This window comes from Anaerostipes hadrus ATCC 29173 = JCM 17467, assembly GCF_030296915.1.
In the GTDB taxonomy this organism is placed as follows: Bacteria; Bacillota; Clostridia; order Lachnospirales; family Lachnospiraceae; genus Anaerostipes; species Anaerostipes hadrus.
Window position 1 is genome coordinate 2,336,624 of record NZ_AP028031.1, and the last position, 15,060, is coordinate 2,351,683.

21 protein-coding genes are annotated in these 15,060 nt (G+C 36.7%); 1 reads left to right on the forward strand and 20 read right to left on the reverse strand.

Annotated features, from left to right (window positions below; genetic code table 11):
* Positions 1-3: 3 nt before the first annotated feature.
* On the reverse strand, positions 4-486 hold the full coding sequence (gene ybaK, locus QUE18_RS11160) for a Cys-tRNA(Pro) deacylase (protein WP_008390637.1): 483 nt from the start codon (positions 484-486) through the stop codon (positions 4-6).
* 66 nt (positions 487-552) lie between these two features.
* Positions 553-939: a hypothetical protein gene (locus tag QUE18_RS11165; RefSeq protein WP_226799404.1), complete on the reverse strand. Its 387-nt coding sequence runs from the start codon at positions 937-939 to the stop codon at positions 553-555.
* 104 nt (positions 940-1,043) lie between these two features.
* On the opposite strand from QUE18_RS11165, the gene QUE18_RS11170 reads away from it, so the two are divergent.
* Positions 1,044-1,931 carry a hypothetical protein gene (locus QUE18_RS11170; protein ID WP_009204624.1) on the forward strand — a complete coding sequence of 296 codons (888 nt, stop codon included), beginning with the start codon at positions 1,044-1,046 and terminating at the stop codon, positions 1,929-1,931.
* 35 nt (positions 1,932-1,966) lie between these two features.
* Here QUE18_RS11170 and QUE18_RS11175 read toward each other — a convergent pair whose 3' ends face one another.
* The 18 genes from QUE18_RS11175 to QUE18_RS11260 form a co-directional block, all read right to left on the reverse strand.
* On the reverse strand, positions 1,967-2,161 hold the full coding sequence (locus tag QUE18_RS11175; RefSeq protein WP_009204623.1) for a hypothetical protein: 195 nt from the start codon (positions 2,159-2,161) through the stop codon (positions 1,967-1,969).
* A 458-nt stretch (positions 2,162-2,619) separates the two neighbouring features.
* Positions 2,620-3,318 (reverse strand): CHAP domain-containing protein, encoded by a 699-nt coding sequence (locus QUE18_RS11180; protein WP_009204621.1) that lies wholly within the window; start codon positions 3,316-3,318, stop codon positions 2,620-2,622.
* Complete coding sequence (locus QUE18_RS11185; protein WP_009204620.1) at positions 3,319-3,801, reverse strand: phage holin family protein; 483 nt, start codon at positions 3,799-3,801, stop codon at positions 3,319-3,321. It abuts the gene before it with no gap.
* A 79-nt stretch (positions 3,802-3,880) separates the two neighbouring features.
* On the reverse strand, positions 3,881-4,048 hold the full coding sequence (locus tag QUE18_RS11190) for a hypothetical protein (protein ID WP_009204619.1): 168 nt from the start codon (positions 4,046-4,048) through the stop codon (positions 3,881-3,883).
* Positions 4,048-4,332, reverse strand: a complete 285-nt coding sequence (locus QUE18_RS11195; RefSeq protein WP_009204618.1) for a hypothetical protein — start codon at positions 4,330-4,332, stop codon at positions 4,048-4,050. Before QUE18_RS11195 ends, QUE18_RS11190 begins: the two co-directional genes overlap by 1 nt.
* On the reverse strand, positions 4,329-4,622 hold the full coding sequence (locus tag QUE18_RS11200; protein ID WP_009204617.1) for an Ig-like domain repeat protein: 294 nt from the start codon (positions 4,620-4,622) through the stop codon (positions 4,329-4,331). The genes QUE18_RS11195 and QUE18_RS11200 overlap by 4 nt, the downstream gene beginning before the upstream one ends.
* 9 nt (positions 4,623-4,631) lie before the next feature.
* Positions 4,632-5,543 (reverse strand): Ig-like domain-containing protein, encoded by a 912-nt coding sequence (locus QUE18_RS11205; RefSeq protein WP_040344618.1) that lies wholly within the window; start codon positions 5,541-5,543, stop codon positions 4,632-4,634.
* A gap of 373 nt (positions 5,544-5,916) precedes the next feature.
* Positions 5,917-6,159, reverse strand: a complete 243-nt coding sequence (locus tag QUE18_RS11210) for a hypothetical protein (RefSeq protein WP_008393607.1) — start codon at positions 6,157-6,159, stop codon at positions 5,917-5,919.
* A gap of 198 nt (positions 6,160-6,357) precedes the next feature.
* Positions 6,358-7,353 (reverse strand): tyrosine-type recombinase/integrase, encoded by a 996-nt coding sequence (locus QUE18_RS11215; RefSeq protein WP_286257655.1) that lies wholly within the window; start codon positions 7,351-7,353, stop codon positions 6,358-6,360.
* Between the two features lie 328 nt (positions 7,354-7,681).
* A complete protein-coding gene (locus QUE18_RS11220; protein WP_286257658.1) occupies positions 7,682-8,086 on the reverse strand; it encodes a hypothetical protein in 405 nt (134 codons plus the stop codon).
* A gap of 2 nt (positions 8,087-8,088) precedes the next feature.
* Complete coding sequence (locus tag QUE18_RS11225; protein WP_009204073.1) at positions 8,089-8,625, reverse strand: putative phage tail protein; 537 nt, start codon at positions 8,623-8,625, stop codon at positions 8,089-8,091.
* A complete protein-coding gene (locus QUE18_RS11230; protein ID WP_009204072.1) occupies positions 8,616-9,674 on the reverse strand; it encodes a baseplate J/gp47 family protein in 1,059 nt (352 codons plus the stop codon). Before QUE18_RS11230 ends, QUE18_RS11225 begins: the two co-directional genes overlap by 10 nt.
* Positions 9,667-10,074: a DUF2634 domain-containing protein gene (locus QUE18_RS11235; RefSeq protein ID WP_009204071.1), complete on the reverse strand. Its 408-nt coding sequence runs from the start codon at positions 10,072-10,074 to the stop codon at positions 9,667-9,669. The genes QUE18_RS11230 and QUE18_RS11235 overlap by 8 nt, the downstream gene beginning before the upstream one ends.
* Positions 10,074-10,310 (reverse strand): hypothetical protein, encoded by a 237-nt coding sequence (locus QUE18_RS11240; RefSeq protein WP_009204070.1) that lies wholly within the window; start codon positions 10,308-10,310, stop codon positions 10,074-10,076. The genes QUE18_RS11235 and QUE18_RS11240 overlap by 1 nt, the downstream gene beginning before the upstream one ends.
* Entirely contained in the window at positions 10,310-12,028 is a 1,719-nt protein-coding gene (locus QUE18_RS11245) for an XkdQ/YqbQ family protein (RefSeq protein WP_009204069.1), read from the reverse strand. The genes QUE18_RS11240 and QUE18_RS11245 overlap by 1 nt, the downstream gene beginning before the upstream one ends.
* Positions 12,025-12,708, reverse strand: coding sequence for a LysM peptidoglycan-binding domain-containing protein (locus QUE18_RS11250; RefSeq protein ID WP_009204068.1), 684 nt, complete (start codon positions 12,706-12,708; stop codon positions 12,025-12,027). The genes QUE18_RS11245 and QUE18_RS11250 overlap by 4 nt, the downstream gene beginning before the upstream one ends.
* Positions 12,709-12,718: 10 nt before the next feature.
* The gene (locus QUE18_RS11255) at positions 12,719-14,914 is read right to left on the reverse strand and encodes a phage tail tape measure protein (RefSeq protein ID WP_009204067.1); all 2,196 of its coding nucleotides are present in this window, start codon (positions 14,912-14,914) and stop codon (positions 12,719-12,721) included.
* The gene (locus QUE18_RS11260; protein ID WP_009204066.1) at positions 14,904-15,047 is read right to left on the reverse strand and encodes a hypothetical protein; all 144 of its coding nucleotides are present in this window, start codon (positions 15,045-15,047) and stop codon (positions 14,904-14,906) included. Before QUE18_RS11260 ends, QUE18_RS11255 begins: the two co-directional genes overlap by 11 nt.
* Positions 15,048-15,060 lie beyond the last annotated feature (13 nt).

Sequence of the window (15,060 nt, forward strand, 5' to 3'; positions counted from 1 at the left end):
TCCCTACCTCAATGTAATATCTGCCGTTTTTCCCTTGCAGGCTTTTAAATAATCTTCGGTCGTAAGTTCAATCTGGATTCCATTTTTACCGCCGCTTACAATGATCTTCTCCTGTGCATTGGCACTTTCATCGAGCACTGTTGGATAGTCTTTCTTCATCCCGATCGCTGTGCATCCACCACGGATATATCCCGTGATCTTGTTGATATCCTTGACATGGATCATCTCCACAGACTTCTCACCTGCTGCCTTCGCTGCTTTCTTAAGATCTAATTCCTGATCGATCGGAATGACAAATACAAAATACCCTCCACCTTTTCCTTCAGTCACGAGGGTTTTAAATACTCTTTCATATGGTTCATTTAACATATCTGCGATGGTAATTCCATCAATAAATTCTTTACATTCATAACGATGTACTTCAAATGGGATCTTTGCTCTCTCAAGCATCCGCATTGCATTTGTTTTTGGTTCTTTCTTTGCCATCTTATAATGTCCTCCTTACTGATCGTTTTATCTGGCAAAATTTGCTTTTGACATTCTCATCATATTTTACCTTGCAAATACTCCATAGATCAAAGAAACATAACATGCAAAATCTCCGATTCTTTTTCTTTGATATCCAAGTTCTTCTCTCCATTTTGCTTCTTTGCCATGCTCTTTTGTATATGCTGCCAATTCATCTAAAGAATGGATCACGCTATCGTGCATCACTGTCCTGTCATCATTGCTTCTGTCTGTCTTCGGTGTGATCTTCCAATGTGCGCGGAGGCTTCCATAATCGATCATACAATGAAGTGCATGATCCCATAACTTGTCATAGATCTCATCTTCTTCAAGATTCTCTTCTAACAGTTCTTCATAAACCTTCATCGCCTGCTCAAATTCAAGATCATCTGGCATTTTTAGATAATTCTCATATATAAAATCTTTCTGCATAGTGGCCTCCTTTATTTCTTTGGCATACATTTTTACACTACTTGTGCACATTATATCATATTTTCTCATATAGTGAGAGTAAAAGATCTTCCGAGGATATTTTTATGCCAGAAATACAAACTAACAATCTTGTCGATCATGGACAGTTAAAAATACAGGTAACTTCAGGACAAAGAGCCGTCCCGATCCCTAACGCTACGATCGAGATTTCTTATACTGGTGATCCTGATTCTGTTCTTGAGACTGTATCTACTGATGAAAATGGGCAGACACCTGTCGTTGACCTCCCTGCTCCTCCCGTGGAATACAGCATGTCTCCGAGTGAAAATCAGCCTTATTCTGAATATAATCTAAAAATACATTCTGATGAATATAAACCTGTCACGATCTCAGGTGCACAGATTCTTTCTGGTGTGGAAGGCCTGCAGCCTGTTTCCATGATTCCTGAAGAAACCCACACTCCAACAGAAGAACACCCGATCGTGATCGGTCCGCATACCTTATGGGGTAATTATCCTCCCAAGATTGCGGAATCTGAGATCAAGCCAGTCAACGAAAGTGGTGAGATTGTTTTAAGCAGGGTTGTGATCCCTGAATATATTATTGTTCATGATGGTCCTGTCGGTGATAAAACTGCGCAAAATTATTATGTCCGCTACAAAGATTACATCAAAAATGTTGCTGCCTGTGAGATTTATTCCACTTGGCCAAGGGCAACGCTTGAAGCAAATATTCTTGCGATCATGTCATTTACTTTGAATCGTGTGTATACAGAATGGTATAGAAATAAAGGGCATGATTTTACGATCACATCTTCTACAGCTTATGATCATAAATTCATTCCTGGAAAAACAACTTATAATTCTATTAATACGATCGTTGATGAGATTTTTGCAGATTATCTGTCTCGTCCAAATGTGAGACAGCCGATCCTTACTCAGTATTGTGATGGGAAGAAGGTGTCTTGTCCGGAATGGATGACCTTACTGTAAGTGCGTATTAAGAAAAATAGCCAGGAAATCCCTGACTATTTTCGCTTTTCAACAAACTCTTTCATCATCTTTGTTAACTGGCTTGCCTGGCTGACGCCTTCTTCTTCACAAGCTCTCGCAAATTCTTCTACTACTTCTCTTTTTAATTTATAAGATTTTGACATCCAACCAGCTTTTTTCTCATATTTTTTTGTTGCTATTGTTTGTGGTGTTGGTTTTCCTACTGGCACGCTATCACTCCTTTTCTTTTAAAAGATATATCATATTTATTACATTACTTACAATATTGGTAATCAATGCTATACCTGTAAACAAATCTAATCCATTTTTGACTGCCAAATAACACAAGCACATAAATGTTATCCAGGTTGATATTGTTATTACTTTAACCATAGACATTTTTTCACAGATGATTTAAAATAGGCAGTGGGTAGTGGGATTTACCCACCGCCTTGCGATTACTTAAAGAATGCTTCGTATATCATGCATATCGTAGTTACCACACTTTGAATGATGCTGAATACGAGAACCGCTTCTTTAAGTTTTCGCTTTTTCTTTTTCTTGCTCATCTGCTTCTCACCTCCTTATGTATATATAATAACATATGGTGCACCATATGTCAATGTTTTTCCTAAATTTTCATTATTTTTTTGCATAAAAAAAGACCAGGGATTTCTCCCTGGTTTCATTATTTTTTTCTGTTTGCGTACAATGCTTTGCATGTCTTCTTGCCACAGTAAGATCCTGCTGTGCTCCATCCTAATCGTTTCCAATATCTCTTAAGCTGTGCAGTCGTCATTTTTTCCCAAATACCATCTACTTCGATATTTGTTCCTGGTGTTAATTCGTTCAATTTTTTCTGCATCCATTTAATCGCACCTTTATCGGACGTCTTCTTTACTGTTGTATATTTCTCTGGATCATACGCTGGTCTTGCAAATCCGCGGATTACACTCTTGCTTCTTGTTCTTCTCATTACTGCACCGCCGTTATCATCGCTACTCTTAGATGTATTTCCTTCAATTGTCGTATATGTTCCATCCTTGTTTGCTTTTTCCACAATTCCAATATGACTCGCTCTTCCTTTTCCAAAATCCATCAAGCAGAGATCGCCTGCCTGTCCAGTTGAGTGCCAGCGATCATGTTTTTTGTAATAATTCTCTACATCCGGACAATATGCTGTTTTTTTGCCCCCGAAGAACAGATCGGATGCATTACACATCCTAAAGATATCCCATACAAATGCGCAGCACCAAGGATAAGAACTCCCTTTTACACTGTGCCCATAGTAATCTGTGTTAAATTTTACATTATTGCTGTTTGCTGGGTTTTCTTTTGTTCCAATGTAGCTTTTTGCTTTTTTAAGAATTGTGCTTGCTTTTGCCATTTATTCTTCCTCCTCATCATTTTCCAGAATATCCGTCTGGTGCTCTACCTGTGATCTAATATTTTTCACTAATGGTTTTAAAAATCCTGGAATTGGAACACCGATATCTTGGATGTTCTCCAAAATTGATATCACCTCATTACATGTAATCCAGATCGCCACAATGCTTGCAATCAAAAACTGAACCTTTATGTCAATTCCTATTTGTGCAGTTGAATACTTAATCATTTCATCGACGATCGCACCAACTACGACAAGCAACCACATTGCAATTTTTTTAAATATTCCACGAATAGATCTATAAGAATTTATATCCTGGTTTCTAAATTTGCTTGCGATCAATCCAGTTCCATAATCAACCAGATTGCTTGATACCATTAGTCCGCATGGAATTGCTAATATTCCTAACAAAGACGATAAGAATGCCAATATTCCCGTTATGATTGCTTTAACATAATTTGCCTGTTCCATATTTTTCTTCATGACCTCACTTTCCTTTCCTTAAAGAAAATTTAATTTTTGCATAAAAATAAGACCATTCCTGGTCTTTCTCTAATTCTTATCATGTTGTTCCTCTGTCTTTCAACTGTTTATGTGTATAAGTCGCTAACTGTTTGTGTGTATAATTTTTGTTTAAGTAATTATGCGTAACAATCGTTACAGAAATCTTTACTTTTCCATTTACAACAACGGGATTTGGAGACAATTCAACTTTTTCAATTTTTATCATTAAATTACCTCCATCTTCTCCCTGTTTTTTATAATTTCATCTGCAATTTTTAATTCTATTTCTAAGGTGTACATCCTGCTTTTTTGCACTGGTTGTATTTTTGCATCAACATAATAACCATTTTTCTCTTCGTCTTTTTCGATTGTACAAACGCCTGCTGCCTCTTGCTTGCCATTATGCAACAACGAAAATTTTGCATCCTTTATCACAAAATAATCATATTGACCTATTGAATGAACAAAATACTTTACATGTCTGTCCTCTCCTAATATGAAAGTTATCATCTTTGTACCTCCTTACATTTTGGGTACATCCTATTGAAGCATATTTTCCTTTCAACTTTTTCAAACAAGTATCCGGAAAGTGGCAACTGATGCACGCAAATGTTTTCACCTTTTACAGTATATAATAATCTTGTTATAAAGCTTTGGTTCCCTGCTTCGTCCTCTGCTATTACTTCGATCACATATTCTCCATCTATATCAAGTGGGACTGGTACATTCCACCAGTCCCCTTTGCTATGATCATAATTCACTTCTATGCCATCGACCTTTCCGAATACTCTTTTGACCATACTCATCTCCTAGTTTGTAACTTCTACACTGATCACGAATGTTTTTCCACAATCTACTGGATTTGGTGTAATCGTTACGCTCTTAATCGTAGGTGCCACTGTATTTAACGTAACGGTACGTGTTACTGTAGTTGTCTTACCAGCACCATCTTTTGCGACAACTATAATTGTGTTTGTACCTTCTGCAAGAGTAAGAGCCTTGTTGAAACTTCCATCGCTTCCAACTGTGACTGCTTCTGCTGCTCCAGAATTAAGCTTAACTGTAACTGTTACAGGACTTGAGGTTGCATCGTTGGTTGTACCTTTTACTGTGCATGCAGACTGATTTGTAACAAGTTTGTCCGTTGGGCTGGACAATGTTAATGCAGGTGGAACTGTATCTACCTTAAATGACATTGAGCTTGTAGCTGCTGCATTTCCATCATAATCACTTGCATCAAGTTTGATTGTGTGACTACCATCAGATAATGCTGTTGTCGGTGTATATGTACACTGATATCCTTCGGTGATTGCCGTTTTGGCAATTGAATCTCCTGTTATTTTTGTTCCACTATCAATCGTAATTCCAATTGTTGCCGGATTAACTCCTGAATCTGCATCTGTTACCTTCCAGGTAATCGTTGGTTTATTATTCGTTAAGTATGTTCCAACTGTCGGTGCTGTTATCGCAATAATAGGTGCAACTTTTTCTTTTACTTGTAAACGTAAAGATTTTCCAAGAGTTGCATCTGCTGCATCTTTTGTTGTTATGTTTCCTGCAACGTCGGTTGCTTTTACTGTTACTCCGTAATAATGTCCGGATTGATTGTACGAGCTCTTAGACGGAGCTGTTACCGTAGCTTCATACTTTCCACTTGTACTGTTAAGTGTTAACGTATACGTTTGACCGTTAATAGTCGCTTGTACTGTTTTTATAGCCATATCTTTTTCTCCTTTTTCTCTGTTTTTACTCAATAGCACAACTAAATTCTGACTTAAATAACAGAATAGAATTTACAATTACTAGCATAGATTCAAAATATGCATTCACCGGAAACAGTTATAAACATAATGGAAAAGTATATATAAATGGATATTTCCATTGCAATTCTCCTAGTGTTGGGATTACAACTTGTTTTTTTGTTCCAGAAGGTTTTAGACCTAAAATAAAATGCGGATCGGCTTGCTATACCGATGATGATGTTAATTTTAATAATATTGGTGCTGTTAAAATTGACACAAATGGTGATATAACAATATATTTTCCTACAGTGTACTCAACATGTGTATATACCTCCATAGTATATGATATAGATTAATTTAATTTACGATAAATCATAAAATTAATCCTAACAACACCGTTTGTATCACTGGATAATCCTATGTTTATATTTAAATTTGTATTATCCCATTGTAAAGCAGCACCTGTTACCAGACCTTGATACGCATTCCAATCACCGTTGCAAGCTGCTATATATAACTTTTCGTTATTTATGTCTGATATTTGCATGCCTAATGCTTTTGCAATTTCAGACTGACATCTTTGCCAGTAAATCATTTTGTTGCTTGTTCCAGAAAATACTTTTGATAAAAATGCTCTTTCAGAATTTAGTTGTGCTATTGATATTTAATTTTTCATATTTTCTAAACAAATACATGGAGATCTGCTTCTAAATTTAATTTTTTGCATAAAAATAAAATCTCCTTCCCTTTTAAGCAGATTTAATAGTTTATATATTAGATTGATTATTATTCTTTAAGCTGCATAACGAATATATTCATATTCAATCATATCGTCCGAAGCATCATAGTATGTACCGGCAGTCATATTAATGTCTGCATGACCTAACAAAATCGCAACATCCTGAAGCGGCATGCCTCGCTTAATCAATTGCGTACATAACGTCCGTCGGAATTTATGCGGATGTGCATATACATTACATGATTTTCCTAAATCTCTTACAATTCGCTCGATTCCGTCTTTTCTTAATTGATCATATGGATGCCTCTTAGAAACAAAAAGTGAAATGTTATTATCTTGTCTGGCTTCTAAATATCTATTCAGATAAATCATTGCCTGATCTGATATAAACACCGTTCGCTCTTTATCTCCTTTACCAATGATCCGCACTTTCTTTCGAATAAAATCTATATCGTTTAGCTTTATACTGCTTAGTTCTGAGACACGACAACCTGTGGATGCTAACATCTCTATCAACGCCCGATCACGAATATCCTTACATGCTATACGCATACGTTCCATTTCATCAGCTGTAAACGCCTTCTTCTTTTTCTTTGTTACTTTGATTTTCTTAATTTTTCGAGTTGGATCTTTGTCAATGTACTCCTCATCAGCCAGCCAACTAAAAAACGAGGATATCGCTGATTGCTTATTGTTTAATGATAAATTCGATATGCCTCTGCTTTGCTTATACGCATATAAAAATCCCCTAATATCGGTTGCATCTATGTCTTTTGCTTCTTTTCCAGTGAAATAATCTACAAACTGTGTTAGATGTAAATTATACTGTTCAATCGTTCTGTTGGATTTATTTTCTACAATCAGCGTTGCAAGGAACGTATCTTTTAGCTTCTTTAAACTGTCATTGTATTCCGTCAATTCCGTCGATTCTTTCTTAATCTGTACATCTCGGAACTCTTCTACCAGCACATTTTCAAGATAATCTAGCTCTTTTTTCTTGATTCTATTGCCCATTTTAATCAAAACATTGCTTATAATTCTGTCACGCATAATACATTCTCCTTTGTGTGTTATGTGTGCATTATACTCTTTTCCGCTGCGGAGGATTCGTAGACTTCCGCAGCTAAATTCTGATACAAAAAGCATAATACAGTTTTTAGGCAATATGACCACACCTAATAACTCAGAAGGTATCATTCATGCCAATTGGCCCGATAACATGGTGCCAGTAGCTATAAGAGTGAAAAAGTATGATCAATGGCGTTATAACGTATTAGGCATGGCATTGTATGGAAAAGAATTATATTTGATAGAAATCCCTTCTGCATATCAAGGATGTCCTTGTGAAGTTATATGCTATAAGTCAAATTAAAATATTTTAATTCCATAGGAAGTTTTCTTTGATCCATACAAGATCACAGCCAATTTTTTTGTTTTGTGGATAACTATTATTTGTCCATAACACATAACAATTCTCATTGTTAACTTCCTGAGATATTGCTTCAACACGTATATAACCAGTATCATATACATGCAATATCGCAGAACTCAAGCGATAACCTTGTTTACGATCAACATAAAAATAGTTGTTTCCAGTACCATTCAATTCGGCATATTGAGTTACAAGTGCATCTTTTAAGTCAGAATTTAGCTGCGCAATATCATTCGCATTTGCTTTCATCTGCTTATCAATAATATCCATGTTATCATTCTGCACATCGACATCGTAGAAATCTGCTCCGTCCGGTTTTGTTAATCCGTAGTTCATTGTCTTTGTTGCCATCTTTATTCTCCTTTCAGAACAGTATTTCTAACCTGTTCATGTGTATATTTTTTCAAATAATCGTGTGTAAATGCATGTAGTGTTTCGTGCTGGTTGTATCGCAGTCCTATATCCATCGTCATGTTCATCGGAACAATTTCATCCATTAACTTTTCAAAATCTGCATACATTTGTTTTCTGGTCAGTTCAACCAGGCATTTTAGTTCCATTTCTTCTGGCAATACTACCAGTGTATAATTTCCATTGCCCAGTAGATTATTTAAGCGATTTAAGAGATCGTTGTATGTATATGGATAATCGTCGTACCATTTTATTAGCACTCTAAATCTTCGATCTTCCAGGCTATCTGTATCCTGCGGCTGTATTTTTAGGATTTTTTCTCGTCTCGATATTCCGTATTCGGTTGCTGTGCGAATACAAGTATCAAGATCTCTATCCCTTATTTCTTTTTCCAGGCGTTGCCCAACCTTTTCTTCTGCTGCATAAATTGCCATGATTTCATCTATGTTTTCTATTGCTGCCGGGATTTCTAACTGCATGACACCGCCCCCTTTATTGGTATTACATTTTCTTGCAACGTAATGTTTTCAGTACCGCCATTTATGAGTACGTTTGTTACGTCTGTAATTCCGTCAATATTGTATATCGCGTTTTCTATTGCTGCCCTTCTCACAATAATCGAAGTTGTATCAACCCATGTTTTTCGCAGTGATAACATATATTCTTCGATCGCATCTTCAATCTGCGTTTTCAAACCTTCTGCTGAGTATCCAGTATCGTAAGTCGCTACTGCTGATACATTTACTGTATACTCATTTACGGTTGATATGATCACATCATGACCTATCGGAGCAATTCCAATTCCTTCTCCATGATTTTGTACCGGATCTACTTGCGTCTGTACTGAATCTATCAGCTCCTTCGATGCTTTTCTGTATTCATCTGATATGATAACAGTTGATATACTGCTGCCTTTTCTCCTGTATGTCTTTTCTCCACCAACTCCATCGATCGCTTCTACTTCTTCTTTGTAGTATGCTTTGTTTCCTGCAAACGGTTTAATTCCAAAAGAATCTTCTATTCGCATCCTGTAAGATTCTTCATCTTCTTCGTCTGTTCCTGGAACCAATAATTTCGTCAACTGTGCATCTTCTAACTCGTCGATGTCGTCCAGGCACATAAGATCTCCGGTCCATCCATTTGGTTCTGTTCCTGCATCTTCACATTCCAGTCTATACTTATGTTCTTCTTCATTGATCACATCTGTTACAATGTAGTTGTAATCATCTCCGCTGAATTCCGTTCCAATCGGTACAGTTGCATTAAATACACCTTCAAATTGTGCTGGTGTTGCTTCTTCTATGTACACACCTTTTTCTTGTCCGAATCTTACCAAATGATCCAGATCAGCAGTGTCGCTGTACTGATTATCAACAAGTGCCGACAATTCTGTATATACTTCTTCCAGTCTTGCTCCGTGTTTTGCACATGAGTGATAAATTAGTGATCCCTCAGATGTATCCAATCCATCTGGCATTTCTTCCATCATTTCTTCCATGATCACATCCATTGTCATATCTTCATACATCTATATTCATCTCCTCATCTCCATACTCTGTTAGCAATCTGAATTTTATATTCATTGTTTCTTTGCTTCTGTCTACTTCAAGATCTGTTATGCCTGTGATATAGGCATTCGGTTCCAAGCATTCTGTTATGAGTCGATTTATCTCGCTTTTTACATATTCATCAGAATGCGTATATCCTATCAAATCATTGATTTCTGATCCGTATTCCCACGAATACTGCACAAAACGATATCTTTCAATTTTAATTGTAAAATACGCCCATACAGCTAACGCTCTTGCTCCTTCTGCTATTTTCCCATTTAGTTTTCCAGAAGAGAAATCAATATCATATTCTTTCGGATAATATTCAATTTCTTCTTCCTCTTCTAATTCTTCTGTATCTTTCTCAAACGGAAACATTACGCACTCACCACCTTGCATATAACTACATATTCTTCATCGTTTATCTGTACGATCAGAACTTTATCTCCATTTTTCAGAGATAATCCTTCTGTAATTAAATAATCATCTTTGTCCAATTTCTGTCCATGATGGATTACTTGTCCATCTGAGACATAAGCAATTTCAATTGATGCCGGATTATCTTTTTTTCCTTGTTTTCTCATAACTTCTAACATTCTTTCATATGCGTTCATTACAAGATTCTCCTTCCCTGCATCCAATGTTTTGCATAGTAACCATTTTGTAAGCTACTTATTCTTACTCCAGCATTAGAACAATGAATAAATTTATTAGATCCGATGTAAATGCCAACATGCGATGGTCCTGCTTTGTATGTTCCCTGGAAGATTACAAGATCTCCTTTTCTCAGATCTTTTTTCTGTACCTTACTTCCTCTTGTCGCCTGAACGTTTGCACTTCTTCCTATCTGCTTCCCTGTCGCCTTTCGAAATACAAATGACGTAAAACCTGAACAATCACTTTTTCCCAAATCAGGTGACGATGCTCCAAATACATAGTTTACTTTTCCTATGTATTTTTTGGCTTTTGATATTACTTTATCTGCTTGCTTGGTATCAACTTTCTTTTGTTTGAATCCTGTTCCATTTCCTATGATCGCATATCCTGTTCGTTTTCCAAATCTGTTGCACTGAGCTTTTGTTTTCATGAGCAAGTCAAAGTGATACACGCCATTTACAATTTTTATTGCGCCACCACGATCATTAACCTTATGAACTTTTTTATCTCTGCTCGTTTTTGTTCCAAGCACTTGTATTTGCGTTCCATATTTCACAGAACCAGGTGCAGCACATGTATATTTACTTGGATCAAGCTTCTTTCCTTTACAATCATAATGTCCACCCTCCATTTTATTTGATGCCGGATAATATGCTGTAAATAAGGCTTTCACTTTTCTTCCGTTTAATATGCCTGTACTTACAGTTCCAGAACTTGAACTTGATTCGGTATCATCACTTTCTGTTTCCATGATATTTTTAAACGCCAGTTCTAGCGTCATTGTATGGATTCCATTTTCAAAAGTGTGTGAATCATTTTCAATCCAAAAATTTCCGTCAAGTCCAGAATCTACATCGTGAATTTTGATTCCATAACCAGAGATACACCTTATATCTCCAATTGCTGTTAGAGATGCTGTTTTTTCTAATCCTGTTAATGTATTCTTTGCTTCTTTTTTTCCATTTCCTTTTTCAACAGATAAAGAATCCTGAAATGTTCCATATGTGCTGATCCAGTTTTTATTAGATACTGTACCGATTTTTTTGTTCTTGGAGTTGTAAATTGCAACCTTGTTGATCATGTTATCAGTTGTTTCTTCATAACTTGATTCTGTTATGCCTTCGCTTTGATTTAGCGTAACATCTAACATTTTTCCTTTTTTGATCACTGATAATTGATCACCTTCCATTAAGATCTGGTAGTTTGTTCCTGTTTTTTTTCGGGCTTTTGTATACGCTGCAAGAATCATGTTGTAATATTCTTTATCTGTAAAAAGCATTTTCTTAATTTTTACTTTTGTTTTTGCAATGTTTTTTACTTTAATTTTCAGATCTTTGCAAATCAGTCTTGTGATCTGTTCAGGCGTTTTTTTCTTGAATTTGTACGTTCCTTTGCTCCTGGTCAGATACAATAAATAATCGTACGCTGTATAGCTTATTGTACCTGCTTCGCCTTTTCGTTCTCTTTTTGTAACTTTTCCATGAAACTTTTTCTTGGAACTATCATAAAAACAAATAAGATCGCCTGTTTTTATGTTTGGCGTTTTTACATTCGGATCTCCTGCTGGATTTAGAAGAGCAAATTCTAAGGATCGTGCAGATGAATAAGCACTTCCTGACCACGTTACTGTATTAACCAGATCAGATATGTCATTTCCTTTCCATGTAATTTTCATACCGTTATCACCAACTTCGTTCCCTGATAAATATATCTTCCTTTACTACTGCTTCTTCTACCATGTTTTTTTGCCGCTTTTTCGATCACGCTTTTATTCTTTGCATAGATCTTCGAAGCGTTGGCAGATTTTCCTGTTTTGCTCTTGGCAATCTTTTTTAATGTATCTCCAGATCGAACGGTATATTTTATAGTCTTTTTACTCTTTGAGTTTCTTTTCTTTCCAGATTTCTTTTTTACTTTTTTCCCTCCCGATGTTTTTTTCTTTGTTTCTGAATAAGATATTGTGATGTACTCTTTTAAACTGATTGTAAATGCTGCATCTCCTGATCCATCTTCTTCTCCATACTCCAAAGATTCTATAGATACATACTTGTTAAAATCGGCTCTTCCAGTTATCACAAGTGTCGGAGTGATCTTGTTCTGTTTCCAGTCCTTTATCTTATTGATGTACGTATATGGATTTGTATTAAATCCTTTGTACTGACAAAAATCATATTCCTGAGCTGGAAAAAAGGAACTTAGCTCTACTGTTTCTAAGTTCCTTTCGCCTAACAGATTTATTTCTCCTTTTCTATGCACATTTTCTGACGTGTTGTTTTGTGACGTTCCGATTTTGAAACTTGATGGCAATACCGGGAACCGGATCTTGTCATTTCCATTGTTTAACCATATTTCCATAACGTTCTCCTTATGCTGGTACTGCTTCTAGTTTGTCTGCAATTCTTTCAGCAATTTTATCAATGTCAGCTTCTTCTCTTACGATGATTGTGTCCGCAAGTTTTTCTATCTTGTAGACTTTCTTTCCTTCATTCCGTGCCATTCTGACAGAATCGTCGTGTGGATAAACTCTGCTTCCTCTTGGAAGATCTACAATTTCTCCACCTTTCTCATTGATCTGCGCAATTCCACCGCTCCAGTTATTTGTTCCTTTTGCTAGCATTGGAATCTTAGGAATATTGATACCGTATTGTTTTCCACCATATTTTCCAGGCACCCATGATGGAATTTTTACGCTAACTTTATTTAATCCACTGATCGCTGTATTCACAAGTCCAATCACTGTATTAAGTGGAGCTTTTGCAATGCCAACAAGTGCTTCAAACGCTCCCTTGAATATATTTTTTACTCCATTCCACGCCTTTTTCCAGTTTCCAGTAAATACGCCTGAAATAAATTCTATAATTCCTTTAAATGCTGTTGTGACTCCATGTACAACATCAATCGTCGATTTTAGCCATCCTGAGTATCTTGCTACTACAAATGATAAAACGATAGTAAATGCTTTTTTAAATGCTCCAGAAAGAAATGTTGCTACTGGTCTTAAGCCACTTATAATCTTTCCTGCTCCTTTTCCTATCGTTCCAAATGCTGAACTAGCTGTCTTAGCAATGCTCTTTACAGTTGATCCTAGTTTTTTCGTATCAACGCCTGCTGCATTCAATGCTGTGACTGCCGTTTTTTGCATATTTTTTGCTGCTGCCGTAATTTTATTCCAATTTTTGTAAACCAAAACCGCAGCAATTGCAATTCCTGTCAAGATCAAAACAATTTTTCCACCCGGAGTAATTAAAGAAGCAAAACTTTCTGCCCCTTGGACAGTTTTTATCATTCTTCCGACATTCCAATACAGCGCACCAACTCCTTGTGTTAGTTTCGCGATAATCACGATCGCCGGACCAACTGCCGCTACAATCAATGCTACTTTCACAATAAATTTCTGCGTTTCTGGAGACAACTTCGAAAATCTATCTGTCAACTCGCTGAGCTTGTTCGCTGCCTTTGTTGCTGGCCGTACTACTACCTGTAATACTGCACTTCCAAATACAGTTAATGAATTTTTTACAACATTGATTGTTTTTCGAAGCTTACTCATAGATGTCTGCATATCTTGTAAAGCTTTTTCCGTTGATCCCTGAGCTTTCCCCATCTTTGCAGTCTTCTCTTTGAACGTTTCATACTGGCTTCCAGTCAGTGCCAACGCTGCGGTTAATGCTCTTGAATTGCTAAAAAGCTGAGCCATCTTATTTGACTGCCCACCTGTTTCTTTCTGCAAGATTTTCAGCACTCCCTGCATTCCTTCTGCTTTTATCATAGCCTGACCATTTTCATAGCCGTATTTCTGCATCAGTTTGCTCATGGATTCTGTTGGTTTTAACAAACCTGTGAACAACCCTTTCATCTGTGTTGTAACTTCCGCAGTATTGCCAGTAACACCTGTCAAGGTTGCCATAGATCCAAAGAGTTCTTGGTATGACACATTTAATGATTTTCCCAACGGGAATAGCGGTTGCATCGATGCCGCTAATTCTTTATAGGTTGTGACCCCTAATTTCTGAGTCTGAAAAGCCATGTCTGAGATGCTTTGTGCTGTTTTTACATTTACACTGTCATACCCCTTCATAGCAGAGCTGATCAGTGCCACGGATTCCTGTACAGATGATCCGCCACCCTTTGCAGCTTTTGCCGCAACATTGAAAATCTTTTGTGTTTTTGTTCCAGAGTCTCCAATACTGGAAATCATCTGGTAAACTCCTTCGGATATCGTATGCAGTGCTATGCCTGTTTCATTTGATGTCTTGATTGCCATGTTTTTATAGCTTTTCAAGTGATTATGATTATCGAGCAGTGTGTTTACCTGCCCCATATCCTTTTCAAATGTGTCCGCCATTTTTCCAGAAGCGGCCATGATTCCGATAATCGGCACCGTTACCTTTTTTTCCAACGATGTCCCTACGGATTCTAAGTTTTTTCCAGTTCTTTTGATGCTATTTGCCGTTTTCTGGATCTGTCTTCCCTTCGCTTGCATTTCTGCGGTTGCTTTGGAAAGCGGAGAGGAGAACTTATCCACTAAACGCAACGTTGCATCTACAAATCTATTTGCCATTTAGTTGTTCATTCTCCTTCCTAATGTCCTCAATCTCTTGATGTACAAAAGCAGCCATGATCATTTGTTCATGACTGCTCATTTCTGTAAAATCTCTTGGTAAAATATTATGAAGACGAAATAACCAATACATTGTGTTGATTTCT

Coding starts and splice junctions, on each gene's coding strand:
- QUE18_RS11230 (WP_009204072.1), bottom strand. CDS start 9,674: ATGTATGAAGATATGACAATGGATGTGATCATGGAAGAAATGATGGAA.
- QUE18_RS11220 (WP_286257658.1), bottom strand. CDS start 8,086: ATGGCAACAAAGACAATGAACTACGGATTAACAAAACCGGACGGAGCA.
- QUE18_RS11200 (WP_009204617.1), bottom strand. CDS start 4,622: ATGGTCAAAAGAGTATTCGGAAAGGTCGATGGCATAGAAGTGAATTAT.
- QUE18_RS11260 (WP_009204066.1), bottom strand. CDS start 15,047: ATGTATTGGTTATTTCGTCTTCATAATATTTTACCAAGAGATTTTACA.
- QUE18_RS11210 (WP_008393607.1), bottom strand. CDS start 6,159: ATGATTTACTGGCAAAGATGTCAGTCTGAAATTGCAAAAGCATTAGGC.
- QUE18_RS11170 (WP_009204624.1), top strand. CDS start 1,044: ATGCCAGAAATACAAACTAACAATCTTGTCGATCATGGACAGTTAAAA.
- QUE18_RS11185 (WP_009204620.1), bottom strand. CDS start 3,801: ATGAAGAAAAATATGGAACAGGCAAATTATGTTAAAGCAATCATAACG.
- QUE18_RS11255 (WP_009204067.1), bottom strand. CDS start 14,914: ATGGCAAATAGATTTGTAGATGCAACGTTGCGTTTAGTGGATAAGTTC.
- QUE18_RS11240 (WP_009204070.1), bottom strand. CDS start 10,310: ATGAACGCATATGAAAGAATGTTAGAAGTTATGAGAAAACAAGGAAAA.
- ybaK (WP_008390637.1), bottom strand. CDS start 486: ATGGCAAAGAAAGAACCAAAAACAAATGCAATGCGGATGCTTGAGAGA.
- QUE18_RS11235 (WP_009204071.1), bottom strand. CDS start 10,074: ATGTTTCCGTTTGAGAAAGATACAGAAGAATTAGAAGAGGAAGAAGAA.
- QUE18_RS11190 (WP_009204619.1), bottom strand. CDS start 4,048: ATGATAAAAATTGAAAAAGTTGAATTGTCTCCAAATCCCGTTGTTGTA.
- QUE18_RS11195 (WP_009204618.1), bottom strand. CDS start 4,332: ATGATAACTTTCATATTAGGAGAGGACAGACATGTAAAGTATTTTGTT.
- QUE18_RS11225 (WP_009204073.1), bottom strand. CDS start 8,625: ATGCAGTTAGAAATCCCGGCAGCAATAGAAAACATAGATGAAATCATG.
- QUE18_RS11215 (WP_286257655.1), bottom strand. CDS start 7,353: ATGCGTGACAGAATTATAAGCAATGTTTTGATTAAAATGGGCAATAGA.
- QUE18_RS11245 (WP_009204069.1), bottom strand. CDS start 12,028: ATGAAAATTACATGGAAAGGAAATGACATATCTGATCTGGTTAATACA.
- QUE18_RS11205 (WP_040344618.1), bottom strand. CDS start 5,543: ATGGCTATAAAAACAGTACAAGCGACTATTAACGGTCAAACGTATACG.
- QUE18_RS11180 (WP_009204621.1), bottom strand. CDS start 3,318: ATGGCAAAAGCAAGCACAATTCTTAAAAAAGCAAAAAGCTACATTGGA.
- QUE18_RS11165 (WP_226799404.1), bottom strand. CDS start 939: ATGCAGAAAGATTTTATATATGAGAATTATCTAAAAATGCCAGATGAT.
- QUE18_RS11250 (WP_009204068.1), bottom strand. CDS start 12,708: ATGGAAATATGGTTAAACAATGGAAATGACAAGATCCGGTTCCCGGTA.